This is a genomic window from Haloarcula sp. CGMCC 1.2071 (assembly GCF_037078445.1).
GTDB lineage: Archaea > Halobacteriota > Halobacteria > Halobacteriales > Haloarculaceae > Haloarcula > Haloarcula amylolytica.
Genome location: NZ_JAYMGY010000007.1, coordinates 125,251 through 141,469, shown reverse-complemented (window position 1 = coordinate 141,469; position 16,219 = coordinate 125,251). Strand labels below are relative to the sequence as shown.

Here is a 16,219-nt window from a genome sequence, read left to right as displayed (position 1 = left end):
GCTCAGGTCCTCCGTCGCGTTGCGAGCAGCGCTGCGCCGACGAGCGCGAGCAGCGTGACGACGGCGGTGAACCCGGGTCCGGACGCGGCGGTCGTCTCCGACTCCGCGGTTGCAGTGTCATCCGCCGCCGTGGTCGCTGACTCGCCCTCGGTGTCCGCCGGCGTCGCAGTCCCCGTAGTGCCGCCGGATTCGCCGTTGCCGTCAGTCCCGGATTCGGCCTGCTGGTCGGTCGAAATCCAGACCGGGCTGGTCAGCGCTCGGTCGCCGTCCTCGTCGACGACGCGGAAGGCGACCCAGGCGTTCCCGTCGATGTCCACGTCAGTGCTCATAGTGTCGTTCGTCCCGTCGAGCGTGACGTTCGAGACGGTCGTGCCGTTCCGGATGACCTCGGCGTAGGCCAGTTCGTCGAGGTTTCGGACCGTTGCGGACGCCTCCACGGACGACCCGGCGGTCGTGTTCACGGTCTCGCCGGGCATCCTGTCGTCGACGGTGAACTCGACGGACGGACCGTACGTCGCGTACGTGTGCCCGTCTTTCACGGACTGAGCCCACTTCTCTGGCGTGACGGGTCCCTCGACGTATGCCCGCGTGCGGGCGGTGCCGTATTTCGCCGGGAAGCACTGCGAACAGTGATCGTCGCTGACACCGGTCGCCGTGATTTCGTAGCCCTCGTTCCAGAGGGTGAACAGCCCCTGGACGCTGGCGGCGTCGGACTCGCCGTACGGGCCGTTGTACGCCTCGATGGCGTCGACCATCGGGAGGTACTCCTCGTGTTGGCCGGGCGCACTGTCGAGGCTGACGAAGCGGTCACCCGGATGGTTGATCTGGAACACCGTCGCGTTGTGTCGGCTGCGGGACTCCTCGATGAACTCCACGATGGTCCCGTCGGAGTCGACCATCTCCTCACCGTGCATCGGGTAGGGGTTGAAGTGCCCGAGGTCGCCGGTGGTGATCTCCTCGCTCCGGATGAACATGATGTCGCGTTCCTCGGCCTGTGTCTCCATCGACCCCCAGCCGCCGATGGCGTTGTGGTCGGAGATGAACACCGCGTCGACGCCCGCCGATTTCTGTATAGCGACGAAGTTGTCGATGGGCGTTTTGCCGTCGAAGCTGACGCTGCTGTGGGCGTGGGGGTCGATGCCGACCCAGTTGCGCTCGCTGGGGTCGAGTTCCTCGGTGAACGTCGCGTTGACGCTGACCGACTCGCCGGGCGTCACCGAGACGTTCTTTTCGACCGGTTCGGCGATGTAGCCGGTCCCGTGGTTGAACACCAGCGTGTAGTTGCCGGGCGGGAGCTGGAACGAAGCCGTGCCGGCCGGCGTCGTCTGGGTGTAGACGGTCTGGATCGCGGTGCCGTCGTCGAGCACCGTAATCCGTGCGTCAGCGGGACTGACCTCGCCCTCGTCGTCTATCGTTGCGGTGACGTTGACGGGGGCCGGTCCCTCCAGCGAGTCGAAGTCGGCGGTGGCCGTTTCGCCGCCGCTGACGGTAACGGACTTCGGCTCTGATGCCGCGAATCCGCTGGCATCGGCCGTCAGCGTGTACTCGCCGGCGGGGAGTTCGAGTTCGTACGTTCCGGTCTCCGACCCGACGGTGTAGGTGAACGCGCGGTCGCCCTTCGAGGCGGTGACTGTGGCCTGTGAGACGGACTCGTTGTCCGTGCTTTCGATGCTGCCAGTCACAGTACCCGTCTCGGTTCCCTGCTGCTGGTTGTAGTACTCGCTGGTCGCGCTACTTGAACCGTCCTCGCCGACGAAGAGAGCGAACTCCGCTGACCGCGTTTCGCCGGGGTCGAGACGGTGTTCGAGCCACGGGTCAATCCAGGTCGTGGCACCCGTGTACGAGGTAAAGGAGCCGTTCCCGCCCCAGACGCCGTAGCTCACGCGGTCACCGGTGAGCGCGGCCCAGGGCTGGTCGAGTGTGTCGGCACTCACTGGCGGCGAGCGCGTCTCCTCGAGTCTCCCCGAACCGGGGAGCCAGGTCGACTGCCCCTCGGAACTCAGTGCTGCCCCGCTCTGGAGGCGCTCGGAATCGTTGACCGGGAGGCGCTGATCGCCGCCGTTCTCCATCGTGGTATTGATCCAGATGTGGCTGGAATTGGCCGGCAGCGTGTACGTCGTCGTGACGGAGACGTTCGGGTTCGTACTGACGTGGCCGGTCGCGGTGACGACCGCCGCGCCGTCCGGCCCGGTGGCGTTCTGGCGCTCGAAGGACTCGTAGACGGGCCACGTCCCGAAGTTGTTGAACGCGAACTCGGCGACGCCGATCTGGTCGGTCGTCAGCCCGTACGCGTTGGCGTCGTAGATACCGCCCGGCAGCGTGCCGAAAGGACCGTTAGTTTCAGTGCCGATGGCGGCGGCGACTTCGCTGTTTTTCAGGACGATAGTCTCGTTCGCCGGCGTCTCGCCGCCCTTGATTCGCTCGCCGGTGACGGCGACCGGCCTGTCCGGTCGCTCGACGTGGCCCGACGAGGCCAGCCACTTCACCGTTCGGAAGAGGAACGGCCGCGTGTCGGTCTGCTGGTGTTCGGCCTGCCACTCGTCGGTGAGATACGTCGTGAGCGACTTCTGGCTGCCGAAGGCGACGACGCGGCCGTTGTCACCGATGTCCCACGTCGCGGCCGCACCGACGATGCGCTCGCCACGGGGGTACTCTTTCTCTGTCGTGGAGTAGGTGTACTCGTAAGTATCGCTGTCACCGTACAGCAACGGGGCCTGCGTCCCGTTTTCGGTGTCGGTGACGTTGAGACTGACTCCGTCGTACTCCACGGTGTCGACGTTGTTCATTATCGGATGCCGGCCCGTGTTGTGCAGAATGACCCGCCACTCGTAGTCCTCGACTGTCTTGTTGGTCGGATCCTGAACGTTCCGGAGCCACTTGTCGCTCTCGCCGTTGAAGTGGAGCCCGTACGGGTCGGTGATGTCGTTGAGCTTGCCGGCGTGGCCCTGTAGTGGCGAGGTCCAGTCCCCGACGACGAACAGGCTGCCGCCGTTTCTGACGTACTCGTCGATTGCATCCTGCTCGGCCTCGCTATAGGCCGTCTGGGGGACGGGAATGATGACCACGTCGTAGTCCGACAGCCCGCTCGCGGCCGAACTGTTCCACGAGGTCAGCCCGCCGGTCGTCGACCGTTTCGTGTCGACGTCGTACCCGCGTTCGCTGAGTCGGTTTGCGAACTTCGTGAACGTCGAGCCCTGATGACTCCCGTCGATCAACACGTCGACGCCGGCACCGCTGTTGTTGAGATCGACCGAATCATCAGGAACCGGACAGCTCCCGTCGAGCTGACAGGTCGCTCCACCAGCCGAGGCCGTCTGTGTTGCTGTCTGACTGTTCGCCGTTGCCAGCTCGTTTTGTTCGCTCGGCGCAGCAGCGGCGCTTCCGAGGAAGCCGGTGCTGACAACCGACAAAACGAGTAGTACGCTGAGTAGTACTGGCCGTATGTGATTTCTATCCATCACTTCCTGTACGGTATTGTGACTATATAGTTAAAATTTATGATAGACGCACTGTTTCCGGATACTGACTGTTCTCCGTAACGAATGATTGACTTTCCCCCTGAGCTGTGGCCCGGACTTCGGGGATGGATGAACCCTCAGCTGTCCCCCAGTATCGCACCGCTTGGCCAGTATAAGACGGCTTTGGCGGACACACCTTGTCTGTCGGCCACACATTCCGACACACGGATTGTGGTAGCGACGACGGCCCGACAGATCGCCCACAGGTCTGTCTCCGGCGGTGTCCGTGTCACAACCGGCACGTACCAGCTTTTAAGACCCGATGGGCGGAACTTCGAAGGTATGTCACGCAAAGTCTTCTTCGATACGGACCCTGGCTGCGACGACGCGGTCATGCTGGCGATGGCGCTCGGTCACGACGGGATCGACGTTGTCGGTCTCTCAACTGTCTGTGGGAACACGACTATCGAGAACACGACGCGAAACGCCCACGCGATACTGGACCTCGGTGGCTACGACGTTCCGGTGTCCCGGGGCTGTGGGCGTCCGCTCGTCGACGATCTCACGACCGCCGAGTGGATTCACGGCGAGAACGGGCTCCACGGCGACATCCCCGACGCCGAGGGCGACACGCGGGACATCCACGGGGCCGACGCAATCGTCGAAGCCGCCCACGAGTACGGGGACGAACTGACGATCGCGGCCGTCGGTCCGCTTCCGAATCTGGCGATCGCACTGGCCAAGGAGCCCCGGTTACCAGACCTCGTCGAGGACATCTATCTCATGGGTGGGGCGGCAATGACGACCGGGAACGTGACGCCGATGGCCGAGGCCAACTTCCACAACGACCCCGCGGCGGCCAGCCGCGTCCTGCAGGACGCCAACACGCGGATGGTCGGCCTGGACGTGACCAACCGCGCCACCGTCTCCCCCGAGTTCATCGAGGAGTTCCGCACGGCCGACGGCGTCCGCGGAACCATCGCCGAGTGGCTCGACTACCGACCCGACTCCGGGACCTACCCGCTGGCCGATGCGCCGGCTATCCACGACGCCGCCGTCGTCGCCGATCTCATCGACGAATCGGTACTCACCTTCGAGGAGTACCACATTGAGGTAGACACGACCGGCGGCCCCTGCCACGGGGCCGTCATCTGTGACGAGCACGGCACGACCGACAACGACCCCAACAATCGTGTCGCTGTCGACATCGACGTCGACCGATACCGGGACATCCTTGAGACGGGCCTCCAGGCCTACGCGACGCAGTAGCGGCCGCTTGCTGTGTCGGTTCTGCTATTACAACGCCCTGATAACACCCGTGAAACTGTCTTCGGGGCGAAAATCCGATGAGCCGACAGCCTGAAGCCACGGAAACCAGACCACTGAGGCGCGGACTGCTCCACCGCTGCAGCACGAGTGTGTCCGAACTTGCGCTACTGTGCTATTGCCGACCGAATGCCAATATGGCACAAGTCTGTGATTCACTTTGCGCCATATTACCACACCAGCGTCTGTGTGGATTAATTGTTGTAGTTCCGTCACATTAGCACCCAGCAAATATTTTATATAAACGTTCAATCTAATGTATGCTGTGTCACGAAGCAACAAAGAAGACCTAGAAGCCGCTTCAGCGGACCGATCGGAGAACGATACGACGAACACACCAGTCGACCGGCGGAAGTTCCTCTCGGCTACTGCTGCACTCGGCGTTGCGGGACTCGCCGGCTGTGCTTCCAGTTCCGACGACGGCACCGAGCAGACCGACGAAGCATCTACAGATGCTGAGGAGACCACGACCTCATCTGGCACGGCCGAGAGCACATCTGAACCTGCAACGGGCGAGGTGACGCTCGTCCACGACACCCACGTCCACGGCAGTTATGGCGACCTCGAAGAGGCGGCGAACATCGCTACCTACTTCGACCTGATGAATCAGATCGCGGACAACAACGACCACTCAATAAAGGTCGGATCCGGCGACGACCTGGCCACCTCTATTCTCTCCGCACAGTTCGACGGCAAACACATCGTCGACGCGTTCAACGAGGGCGGGCTGGAGTTCGACACGTTCGGGAACCACGACTTCGACAGAGGGCCGGACGTGTTGCGGGACCGCATTTCCGACAGCGAGTTCCAGTGGGTGAGCGCGAACGCCCGCAACGCACAAACGGGCGACGTGTTCGGCGCTGAACAGGGAGCGAGCCAGTACGAACTCGTTTCGGCCGGCGATGTGACTGTCGGGCTCACGGGCATAATCAACGTCGAAGCGCCGACGATCACCACCATGGGCGAGACGACGGAGGTCCCGGGCCTCGAAGCCCCGGTCGAGGCAGTCGTGACCGAAATGCGGGACGACGGCGCTGATCTTGTCGTCGTGCTGTCCCATGTGGCAAGCCCGGCCGCCGTCGAGCTCGCGGAGTCTGTCGACGGCATCGACGCCATCGTCGGCGACCACGCCGCGACGTTCTCCGAGGAGCCCCAAGTCGTGAACGACACGGTGCTTTCGTTTGTTGACGACGAGTACGACTACCTCGGCGAACTGACGCTCACTGTCGAAGACGGGGAGCGAACCGACCACAGCCTGACGGTGTACGACACCGCTGCCGCGGTTGATGAGGGCCGCGTCGAACCGCACCCAGGTGTGCTCGAAGTCGCGGAAAGCTACGAGAGCAAGCTCAGCGACGAGCTCGACGTCGTCGTCGGCGAGACAACCGTCCCGCTCGATGCCCGCGAAGACACTGTGCGTTCCGAGGAGTCGAACTTCGGGAACTACATCGCCGATGCGCTCCGCAGCCACGGTAACGCGGACGTCGCAATCCAGAACGGTGGGGGTATCCGGACCGACGAACTCTACCCCGAAGGGGATATCACGAGACGGATGGTCTACAGCGTCCTCCCGTTCGGGAACAACCAGGTGACCATCGAGGTCACCGGTGAAACGCTGGTCGAGGCACTGGAGCTCAGTTCGACCGGCGGGGGCGGATTCCTGCAGGTGAGCGGTATGCGCTACACATACGACCCGGACAAATCGAAGGGCGACCGCGTCACGGAGGTAACAGTCGGTGGTGAGCCACTCGACACCGAAGCGACCTACACCGTCGCAACGAACGGCTTCACCGCCACAGGCGGCGACAGCTACACGATGTTCCAGGACGCCCCGAGGATTATCGACGCGAACGAGGGCGAACTGCTGTCGGTCATCGTCGAGGACGCAATCGAGGAGGACGGGACGATTTCGCCGTCGGTCGAAGGCCGAATCAAGACAGAGTAGCTACAAACATGGATTCGCTTGGCCGACCATGATTGTCTCGCCGCTGTGTGCGGCGTGTCCTACACTGGGCCGCATCGCCGTCGTGCGCTCTCTCGTCGTCGGTCGTCCGGCATCCCAGCGCCCGCCTTCCGTGCGATGGTTGTAGCCGGGTTCCGTCGTCTCGGCGGTAGCAGACTCTCTCCCGATGTGGCACTCTGACCCGGAGTTGCATCTCGCTCGTAGCTGACAGTACACGGCCAGGCCACGTCTGGCGTGAGAACTGTCGTCTCCTCGCTGTGTCCCCGAGTAGCCCCCTACGTCCCGTCTCCGAGCGTGAGCGTCGTGTCGTCGAACTCCAGAAACGCAGTCTGGTAGCCGCGATGTCGCGCGACCTGTGGCGGGGCCCCGACCGAAAGCGTCACCTCGTCACCCATCGCGATAGCAGGGAACGGGGCACCGTAATGATACCCCAGCTCGGGGTGAACGGCTGCCTTCAGTGGCTCGCGGACCTCCTCGCCGGCGTTGGCCACAGTTGCTCGGAGACCCATGAACGGGAGGGGATACTGGTTGTACGGCGTTCGAGCGGACACGGCGAGATACGGGCCAGAGCTGTCGATTCCGGCCGGAGCCCTACGCAGCACCTGCACCACAAATTCCGCAGCACCACTTTCGACGATCCCGCCGTGTTCACCCGGTAGCGACGCTGCATCCGCCAGCCTTCCGTCGGGCTGCATATCCGTCTCCATCGGTTCGAGCGCCCCCGCTTGTCCCGCCTCGTCGACGAACCGCTCGCGAATGTTGTTCGTGATGTCGGTTCTGAACAGCAGGTCGAACTCGGCGTCCACCGCGTCGGTGAACCGCCCGCGATACTCCCCTAACTGCCGCGCTGAGACCGGGTCAAACGAGAGTTGCACCGTGTACTCTCCCTCCTCCGGAAACGCGACGTTGTCCCCGAAGTGTGGGCCCATCTGCTGGGACAGCATCGGCCACAGCGACTTTTTGGTCACACTGTCGCCGCTTTCGGCGGCTCGAACCTCGACCGGCGGGCTACCCAGCGGGATGCGCTGGTTGTATTCCGGGTCCCACACGGTTGCCATGAGATGCAGTCCCTGCCCGTCCTCGATCTGTACGTAACTCTTCTCCTTGCCAGTTAGTATCCAGAAGTCGTGAAGCAGTGTATAGGACATCGCCACCATATACGGTCCTACCTCCGCCATACCGACCATCCGCATCCCGTCTTGATGTGCCGGGATGTGCACTAATGGCCGTTCCTGGGCAGACGCTGTCGGGAGCTCATTTCCCCGTCCCTGTTCGGTTCCCTCGGGCGTCGATTCGGTACCGCCAGGTGCAGCCTCGGACGGGGTCTCGTCCGCGGCGTCATCCCCCGTTGCACAGCCGGCGACACTCACCCCAAGTGCTACCCCGCTCGTAGCGATGAAGTCCCGGCGCGTCGGGTTTCTCCTGGGCGACATGGTATCCCTCTGCTCTCGGAAAGGATAAAAAACCTTGTCAGGGATAGACCGTCGCCGTCGTTCGGGCGGACTGTGGGGCCGGCTGGGTCACGACGGACGGGGGAACGAGCGTTTCGAGCGGGGCGGGAGCAAGTAGTTCCCGCGTCGAACCGTCGTAACGTATTGCAGTATCCCGTTGTTGTTCTTCGTACCGACGCCGCCGACATTCGCAACGTCGTCGCCGTTCATGGCGTTCCGGGTCCGGATAAAGTCCGTTATGCCCTCCTGAAGACTGAGGAAGTGTACTCCGGTTTGGCCATCGTCTACCGTCGCGAAATCGCGTCGGAGGAGCCGTGGGTCACCGCCCTCATCTCGTGCACGCGCGAGTTTCTGTGCGTGCCCGACCACTCCCTTCTCAAATGCGTCGTCCTCGACTCGGTCAGCGACGCCAGTCTCCGCTACGAGCGACGAATCACCGAGGTTGTCGCCCACGCCCTCGACCAGGGTCTCCGCCGCGTGCGTCGCCGAGAACATCTTGGCGACGCGCTGTTCCCGGGAGTCTTGGTTGTACCACTGGTCCAGTTCCGTGCGTAGCAGTGAGAGGTGTTGCGTGGTCCCGCCCGCGAACGGCCCCTCCGCGATCGTTACGCTGTCTTCCGTCGCCTGATTCTGTCGGAACCCCGATTTGAAACCCATGAACAGCGGTGCATCTTCGGGGACCGCGCCGTCCGGAACGCCATCCACGTCGTCGTGTTCCGCCGGGAGCCCCGCACCGATAAACCCCGTCCGTCGGTCGACCAACTCGACCGTCCCGTCTATGGTTTCGGTGACTTCGCTCCCGTTTGCGGTCTCCAGCTCACCGAACAGCGCTTGCTTGGCCTCCAGCACCGCCGAAGCGCGGTCGCTTGCCAGATGAACGAGGAGGTCCGGGGTATCGAACGACGGGTCCTCGAAAGGGGCCAGCGCCGCTGGCTGTGGCAGGTCGACCGACTCGGAGAGCGGTTCGTCATACCGGTCGAAGTACGCCGGGGAGTAGCCGACAGTAAACAGAAGCCCGTCAGACTCCCACCGATACGTCTCCTCTAGCTCGCGAAACGCGTTCTCCGCTTGCGTCCGGTCGCCGTCATCGACCGGTCCGTCGCCAACATAGTCGGCCAGCAACAACACATGGTGCCGAGCCGGCACCGGATTCCCGTGCTCGTCGGTTCGAGAGAACTCGTTCCACGCGTGCTGTCGACTCGGTAGTTCAGCCTCCGATTCGGTGCCAGCCGGCCGGTCGGTACCGCGGTCTGTCCCTCCCGCCTCCGTTGGCTGCCCCTCCAGGTCGAGGCAGGCTGCGAGCCCTGTCGACCCTCCGAGGGCGACGGCTGCGCGGAGCGTTTCCCGGCGGGTCAGGGTCCTGTCTCCGTCTGTCATCAACTACTATCCGTTCGGACGATTCCGGCATAAGTATTGGCCTGAGGCCCAACAGGACGACGCTCGGCGGCCTGACTCCGCGAACGACGAGACGGCTCGCTACTGCGGCGGTCAAAACGGACGGAGTGCGCTTACCGGGAGAAACAGTGCCGCTATTCGTAGATGTGGACGCTCCCGGTGGTGTTGTCCTCGATGTAGTCCCAGTCGTACTCCACGCCCAGGCCGGGGCCGTCGGGGACACCGACTGTCCCGTCGTCGTCGACGGCGTCCATCAGGTCGGAGTAGCCGCCCTCGTACACCGGCGGCTGGGTGTTCTGGCAGTCCGGGTGGACCAGCGCCATCTCGTAGTAGTTGGAGTTGCGGCAGGCGGCAATGCAGTGGCGCTGGGCCGGGCCGGGCGCGTGGAACTCCACGTCGAGGCCGTACGCTTCGGCCATCCGGGCCACCTTGATTGCGCCGGTAATGCCCGCGTCGTACTCGGGGTCGGCCCGGAGGAAGTCGGTCGCCTCGCTGGCGGCGAAGTCGGACTTGATCTCCAGTCCGCGGATGTGTTCGGTCTGGAGAATCGGCGTGTCGAGTTTCTGTGCCAGCTTCTTGTGGGCGTGCTGTGAGATACCGCCGTCGCGGAACGGGTCCTCGTACCAGAAGAAGCCCTGTTCATCGAGCGCCCGGCCCAGTTCCAGCGCGTCGGCGAACGTCTCCAGTTCGCAGGCGGGGTCGTGCATCAGGTCCATCTCGTCGCCGACCGCTTCGCCGACGGCGTGGACTGCCTCGACTTCGCGGTCGAGACTTCGGGCGTCGTCGCCGCCGCCCCAGCCGTGAATCTTGAAGCCGCCGAAGCCCTCGTCGCGGCACTCCTCGGCGAAGTCGGCGAAGGCCTCGGGCGAGTCCAGCCCGCCCGCGTCGTCGCCGTGGTACGTCGACGCGTAGGTGGGGATACGCTCGCGGTAGGTCCCCAGCAGTTCGTGAATCGGCGCGTCGTAGTACTTGCCGGCGAAGTCCCACAGCGCGATATCGATCGGGCCGATACCCATCCGGTCGTACTTCCGGAGTGCGCGCTTGCATTCGGACCAGTGTTTCTCGCGTTTCAGCGGGTCCTTGCCGATGAGGTACTCTGCGATGATGTTGTACTGGGCGGCTGCCGGCGAGTTCCCACCGACGTACTCGCCCGTGATTCCCTCGTCAGTGTGAATCTGTACGCCGAACAGTTTCCGCGTGGTTGTCTCGCCCGGCGCATAGACCAGATTGAAGCCGTGCTTATCGGTCCCGACGTCATTAAGGGGGTACTCGAACTCTCGGCTTTCGATCCTCGTTATCGTTGGCGACATTTGCCGGACATACTGTGGTGGGGATATTAAAGCTACCCCGCGACAGATACGCCGTCTCTGTTTGAGCGGCCGACACAGCAGCTACCGGAACCACGGTCTCATACTGCCAGCTGTAAGTCTGTGAAGAATCTCGCCATCTCGGGGTGGCGAATATCTTGAAATAGTTACAGCCGGCAGTATCACTCAGTCCAGCGCGTCAATACGACGAATACCGGCCTCACCCAGCCGAACCGAACAGCCGATGTACAGCGGTTCGATGACTCGGGGGTAGTCGAACGACACCGCGTGCTCGTGGAGCACCTTCGGGTCGCCGGCCTCGCCCTGCCACATATCGTGATGTGAGGGGAGCAACCGGGATAGCTGGAGCTGATTTGCGGCCTCGATAATCTCGTTTTCGTCCATGTACCACTTCGTTCTGACACCGCAGTCCGGCTCGGGCTCGTAGATAGAGCCGACGGTGCCAAACGCCAGCGCGCCCACGTCGATGTCGAACCGTTCGCCGACGTCGGTAAACGCCTCGGCAGGCCGGCTATCGCCGGCGTGGAAGAACGTCCCGGCGTCGTGCTCGATGACGTACCCCACCGGTTCGATGGCGTCGAGGTCGTTGGTGCCAGTAACGTGAACGGTGAAATCGCCGACAGCGAACTCGTCACCGACGGCGATCTCGTTGCGCTGCTCGTCGGGCACCCGCATCTCACCGTCGTAGTCCGGGGAGTCATACGATGCCGACGGGGCGTACAGGTCCGCTCCGAGGTCCTCGACCAGCGGGCCGTACGACGGCGGGTGCATGTGGTCGATGTGTTCGTGTGTGACGAGTGTGGCATCACACTGGGTCGCGTCGGCGGGGTCTATCGGCACCGGAATCATGCGAATGAGGTTCGGCGGGTCGCCAGTCCCGAAGTAGGGGTCGATGTACAGCGTCGTCGACTGCGACCGGAGTACGAAGCCGTTACAACCGAGGTACCAGATTACGACGCCATCGCCGGGGTCTGTCGCCTCTATTTCGTCACGGACGAACCAGTCGTCCCACGTTGACTGAACCATGCGCCGAACTACGCCTGGCCGGGTCAAAAAATCTCGCACCGCATTCAGTCGAGTGTGACTGTCGACTCCGTCTCGGAGGCCTCGTAGATAGCCTTGATCGTGTTGATGTCGACGAGGCCGTGTTCACCGTCGGCGTAGGGCTCAGTGTCGGTCAGCAGACAGTGGGCGAAGTACTCGAACTCCTCTTCCATCTGATCGATCTGTTCGAAGTCGATGTCGACCGTCGTTCCCTCGTGGGAAAGCTGGAGCGCGCGGTCGTCCCAGGGATAGAAGGCCGGTTCGATGCGGACCTTGCCCTCGGTTCCGAGTACCGATATGTGACTGTCGAGATGGGCGTTCTGGCTGGCTGTACACACCGCGTACATGTGGCCGGGGAAATCTAACTGGAACGCGCCGTGTTCGTCTGGCACGTCGGCGAACTCTTCCTGTACCGATGCGACAGTCCCCCGGACGGCCACGGGGTCGGCATCCAGCAGGAATCGGCTCGTGTTCAGCGGATAGAGGCCGATATCCATCACGGCACAGCCGCCGGAAAGCTCCCCGTCCAGCCGCCACTGGTCGGGGTCGGGGACGAGTTCGAGGATGGGTTCGGTCATATTCCCGTGGACGAACAGCGGTTCGCCGATGTACCCTTCGTCGATGAGGTCCTTCGCCCGCCGGACGGCTGGCTCGGTGTGCATCCGGTAGGCGATCATCAGCGTCGCGTCGTGTTCGTCACAGACCTCGACCATTCGCTCGGCGCGCTCGATGGTGGCCTCCATCGGCTTCTCACAGAGGATTGCCTTCCCCAGTTCTGCCGCCGTCTCGACGTAGGGGAGGTGGAGCGCGTTCGGGGTGACAATGTAGACGGCGTCGTACGCGTCGCTCGCGGCCCCCTCGTGGAACTCCTCGTAGGTGATCGCGTGTTCGACTGTCTCCGAATCAGCGGCCACATCGGCCGCCTTCTCGCGGTCACTGCTGACCAGCACAGTCGTCTCACAGAGGTCCCCCGCGTCGACGGCGGGCATCGCCTGTTCGGTGGTCCACCAGCCGACGCCGATCATCGCGAACCGTACTGGATCGTCGGTCTCTGTCTGTTCCTGCCAGTCTCGACGGTCGAATCCTCCCGTGAGCGCGTCAACGTTCATGCCGCTGCCATCGACTGGCTGGATATTATCTTTTGTGTTGGCACGCCCGTGTCAGCTCCCGCTGTTCTAGAGTGGCGAATGGTAGTTCGTCTGTTAAGTAAACTAGTCCCAGCAGATGACATAGATGTTTGGTATTATGGAACCATATGACTGTCTCACCCGCAGATATTCTACAGCGACCCGTCGATAATCCGGGCGGAAAATACTGTTTCACGGGCCGTCTGTGGACTGTCTTCGTCTACGCTCTCCGGTTTCCGTATCGAGAATAACGACAGTACAACCGTTACGGGAACCGTTCCATAATACTGAACGGACTGTCGAGGGCGGAGCGCCACGGTTCGTCTGACAGGGACAACTTCGAAGCCCTGTCGCACTCGCTGTGTTCACACGAGGTGTCTACAATGACTGCCACTGACAGAACGGCGCTGCGCCCATTCGAATGACGCTTTCGTTTCTCGCCGCATTCTGACCGGCTAGTGGCACTTCGCGGTAGTGAAACTTGCTTCGGATGCCGGGGCGCTAACAACGAGAGTGGAACGCCTGTACGGGACAGACAGTGTTGATGCTGGGACCGTTCCACCATCGTCGGTCGGTTGGGCTACGACCATGACTTTGCACGCTTGCTCTTGCGGTGGACAAGAGCAACAGGATATTAAGAATAATACTATATAACTTTATTGTAATAAAAACTACACTCCACCGTCAGCGACGGTGGCCGCCTCCATTAGCTGTTGCGGTACACCGTCTTGATGTAGCTGAAGAACTCCAGTCCGGCGTCACCCTGCTCGCGGTAGGTGTTCGTCGAGGAGCGCTTGAGGCCGCCGAAGGGAACGTGCAGTTCCAGTCCGGTCGTCTTCTCGTTGACCTTGACCACACCGGACTCGGAGCGCTCGATGAACTCGTTTTCCTCCTCGATTCGGTCGGTCACGATGCTGGCCGAGAGCCCGTAGTCGATGTCGTTGGCGACCTCGACACCTTCGTCGAAGTCGGAGACGGGAATCACGGCGAGCACCGGCCCGAACACCTCTTCCTGTGCGATACGCATGTCAGGCTCGACGTCGGAGAAGACGGCCGGCGAGATGAAGTTCCCGGCGTCGTACTCGCCACCAGTGAGTTCTTCGCCGCCCGTTTCGAGGGTTGCTCCCTCCGACTGTGCGATGTCGATGTACTCCAGACTCCCCGCGAGCTCGTCTTCACTGACGTGGGGTCCCATGCCGGCCCGGTCGAGGCCGTTTCCGATCTCGAGCGACTCTGCGTAGTCGACGACGGCGTCGAGGAACTCGTCGTACACGTCTTCGTGGACGATAGCCCGGGAGGTCGCTGTACAGGCCTGCCCCGTCCCGCCGAAGGCCCCTGCCCCGACGATGTCGGCCGCTTTGTCCACGTCGGCGCTCGGCATGACAACGGTCGGGTTCTTCCCGCCCATTTCTGCCTGTGCGCGCTTCCCGTTGCTCGTCGCCTGTTCGTAGACGTGCTCGCCGACGGCCGCGCTGCCGGTGAACGACACCACGTCGACGTCGTCGTGGGTGGTCAGCCGTTCTCCGACCTCGCTACCGGGGCCACAGACCAGGTTGATAGCGCCGTCCGGAATACCGGCCTCGTCCAGCGCCTCGACGATCATTGCGCCGACGGTCGGCGCCTGCATCGCGGGCTTGATGACGACGGTGTTGCCGACCGCAAGCGCCGGGGCGATCTTCCAGGCCGGAATCGCGATGGGGTAGTTCCACGGCGTGATAAGCGCCGCGACGCCCATCGGCTCTTTTTTCGTCTGCAGACCGGCGCGGCCGCCGCTTGGCTGTTTCACAGTGCCGCCGAAGTCGCGGGCCTTCTCCGCGTAGTAATAGAAGATATCAATCGCACGCTGTACCTCGCCCTCGGCTTCGCCGAGCGGTTTCCCCTCTTCGCGGGTCAGCGTCTCCGCAAGCTCGTCTTTCCTGGACTTCAGGATTTCACCGGTCTCACGCAGGATCGCGCCACGCTCCGGGCCAGGCATCCCGCCCCATTCGTCTGTTGCTTCCGCCGCGGCCGCGACCGCTTCGTCGGCGTCCGCCGCCGAGGCCACCGGAACCGTGCTGACGACGTCAGTCTCGTCTGCCGGGTTCGTGACGTCCTGTGTCTCTCCGCTCCCGGTCCACTCACCGCCGATATAGTTCTCATACGTCTGCGTCATACGTTTAATTCATCTCATTCCCAATACTTACGCGTTTCCCATCCTTCGCTGTGCCGCGTCGTTCGACGGTATGGAACGACTGGTGGGTCACGGAGGCAATGCTGGATAACAGGCACCGTAGCCAGTGTAATCAGCGTCGCCGGTCCAACCCCGAATTCGCGATGACCGACTCACAGCGGAACCGAAATTGAAGCCCACTAAAATAGCTACCGCTGTCAAATAGCACCAACACGATCTGTGTGTTGCCAGATCTGTCACAACGTGGGACGTGGCCGCGTTGCGGTATTTGTGTTCCTTGGAAATTACTATTGGCCGGCCGTACCGGTATCCCAGAGCTATTCGCATTCTGTTGCCGTGTCGCTACGACTGATCGCTGCTGCGACCTCTCCTAGTATATAAATACATCTCATAGTCTAACATGTGTATGTATGTTATTGACCCGCTGCTGGTAGTTGCTGGACCGGCCGTCGCCCGAGTCGTCTCCCAGCATTTGATATAGCAGTATTCAATTTATAGCGATAAACCGCACCGACGAAAAAATAGCAGTCAATGCGCTGTAGTACGGCCCAGGGCTCTCGAACCGAGTCGAATCTACCACGCGAGCGGTGCCAGTGTTACCCTTCGATTTCAGAATATGGGTAACAAGTGGACAAGTATGAACACAAATACCGTACTACTCTCTCCAGAATTAACTATTTGGTACTACCAGACGATACTGACGCCCGTACCGAAATTAAACCCGGGCCAACTCGTCGCTGTCCACTCTTTCGAGAAGCGCGTCAACAAGTGCGCTCTTCCGGTGTGAGACCAGCAGATGGCAGTAAATGTCGTCTTCACTGTCCGCACCACAGTTACACAGCGGGCATCCGTATGTGTGGCTCTTTGCCCCCTCGGTCGCTCGCTGCGGGATGCTGGCTTGCATATGCGGATGTAAGCGCCTTGCCGAACATAGCGGTTTCTAGGACCGCTATGTTG

At 62.3% G+C, this 16,219-nt stretch carries 10 protein-coding genes; 2 read left to right on the top strand and 8 right to left on the bottom strand.

Annotated elements, in window-relative coordinates; all coding sequences use genetic code 11:
* Window positions 1-2 precede the first annotated feature (2 nt).
* Window positions 3-3,458 carry a CehA/McbA family metallohydrolase gene (locus VI234_RS14120; RefSeq protein WP_336330371.1) on the bottom strand — a complete coding sequence of 1,152 codons (3,456 nt, stop codon included), beginning with the start codon at window positions 3,456-3,458 and terminating at the stop codon, window positions 3-5.
* 342 nt (window positions 3,459-3,800) lie between these two features.
* Here VI234_RS14120 and VI234_RS14115 point away from each other — a divergent pair, with 342 nt between their 5' ends.
* The gene (locus VI234_RS14115; protein ID WP_336330370.1) at window positions 3,801-4,727 is read left to right on the top strand and encodes a nucleoside hydrolase; all 927 of its coding nucleotides are present in this window, start codon (window positions 3,801-3,803) and stop codon (window positions 4,725-4,727) included.
* 313 nt (window positions 4,728-5,040) lie between these two features.
* Window positions 5,041-6,729 carry a 5'-nucleotidase C-terminal domain-containing protein gene (locus tag VI234_RS14110; protein ID WP_336330369.1) on the top strand — a complete coding sequence of 563 codons (1,689 nt, stop codon included), beginning with the start codon at window positions 5,041-5,043 and terminating at the stop codon, window positions 6,727-6,729.
* 293 nt (window positions 6,730-7,022) lie between these two features.
* On the opposite strand, the gene VI234_RS14105 is transcribed toward VI234_RS14110, so the two are convergent.
* The 7 genes from VI234_RS14105 to VI234_RS14075 all read right to left on the bottom strand — a co-directional run bounded on the left by VI234_RS14105 (window position 7,023) and on the right by VI234_RS14075 (window position 16,166).
* Window positions 7,023-8,180, bottom strand: a complete 1,158-nt coding sequence (locus VI234_RS14105; RefSeq protein ID WP_336330368.1) for an iron transporter — start codon at window positions 8,178-8,180, stop codon at window positions 7,023-7,025.
* A gap of 87 nt (window positions 8,181-8,267) precedes the next feature.
* A complete protein-coding gene (locus tag VI234_RS14100; RefSeq protein WP_336330367.1) occupies window positions 8,268-9,575 on the bottom strand; it encodes a DUF7405 family protein in 1,308 nt (435 codons plus the stop codon).
* 152 nt (window positions 9,576-9,727) lie between these two features.
* Complete coding sequence (locus VI234_RS14095; protein ID WP_336330366.1) at window positions 9,728-10,903, bottom strand: mandelate racemase family protein; 1,176 nt, start codon at window positions 10,901-10,903, stop codon at window positions 9,728-9,730.
* Between the two features lie 183 nt (window positions 10,904-11,086).
* Window positions 11,087-11,947 carry an MBL fold metallo-hydrolase gene (locus VI234_RS14090; protein ID WP_336330365.1) on the bottom strand — a complete coding sequence of 287 codons (861 nt, stop codon included), beginning with the start codon at window positions 11,945-11,947 and terminating at the stop codon, window positions 11,087-11,089.
* 44 nt (window positions 11,948-11,991) lie between these two features.
* Window positions 11,992-13,074, bottom strand: coding sequence for a D-xylose 1-dehydrogenase Gfo6 (gene gfo6 / locus VI234_RS14085; protein ID WP_008311314.1), 1,083 nt, complete (start codon window positions 13,072-13,074; stop codon window positions 11,992-11,994).
* A gap of 724 nt (window positions 13,075-13,798) precedes the next feature.
* Window positions 13,799-15,244: an aldehyde dehydrogenase family protein gene (locus tag VI234_RS14080; RefSeq protein ID WP_336330364.1), complete on the bottom strand. Its 1,446-nt coding sequence runs from the start codon at window positions 15,242-15,244 to the stop codon at window positions 13,799-13,801.
* Window positions 15,245-15,977: 733 nt separating this feature from the next.
* Window positions 15,978-16,166, bottom strand: coding sequence for a hypothetical protein (locus VI234_RS14075; RefSeq protein WP_014039293.1), 189 nt, complete (start codon window positions 16,164-16,166; stop codon window positions 15,978-15,980).
* Window positions 16,167-16,219: the final 53 nt, after the last annotated feature.

Excerpts from the sequence above, each read along its gene's own strand:
- VI234_RS14110 (WP_336330369.1), top strand. The coding sequence starts at position 5,041 with ATGTATGCTGTGTCACGAAGCAACAAAGAAGACCTAGAAGCCGCTTCA.
- VI234_RS14100 (WP_336330367.1), bottom strand. The coding sequence starts at position 9,575 with ATGACAGACGGAGACAGGACCCTGACCCGCCGGGAAACGCTCCGCGCA.
- VI234_RS14095 (WP_336330366.1), bottom strand. The coding sequence starts at position 10,903 with ATGTCGCCAACGATAACGAGGATCGAAAGCCGAGAGTTCGAGTACCCC.
- VI234_RS14090 (WP_336330365.1), bottom strand. The coding sequence starts at position 11,947 with ATGGTTCAGTCAACGTGGGACGACTGGTTCGTCCGTGACGAAATAGAG.
- VI234_RS14080 (WP_336330364.1), bottom strand. The coding sequence starts at position 15,244 with ATGACGCAGACGTATGAGAACTATATCGGCGGTGAGTGGACCGGGAGC.
- VI234_RS14115 (WP_336330370.1), top strand. The coding sequence starts at position 3,801 with ATGTCACGCAAAGTCTTCTTCGATACGGACCCTGGCTGCGACGACGCG.
- VI234_RS14075 (WP_014039293.1), bottom strand. The coding sequence starts at position 16,166 with ATGCAAGCCAGCATCCCGCAGCGAGCGACCGAGGGGGCAAAGAGCCAC.
- gfo6 (WP_008311314.1), bottom strand. The coding sequence starts at position 13,074 with ATGAACGTTGACGCGCTCACGGGAGGATTCGACCGTCGAGACTGGCAG.
- VI234_RS14120 (WP_336330371.1), bottom strand. The coding sequence starts at position 3,458 with ATGGATAGAAATCACATACGGCCAGTACTACTCAGCGTACTACTCGTT.
- VI234_RS14105 (WP_336330368.1), bottom strand. The coding sequence starts at position 8,180 with ATGTCGCCCAGGAGAAACCCGACGCGCCGGGACTTCATCGCTACGAGC.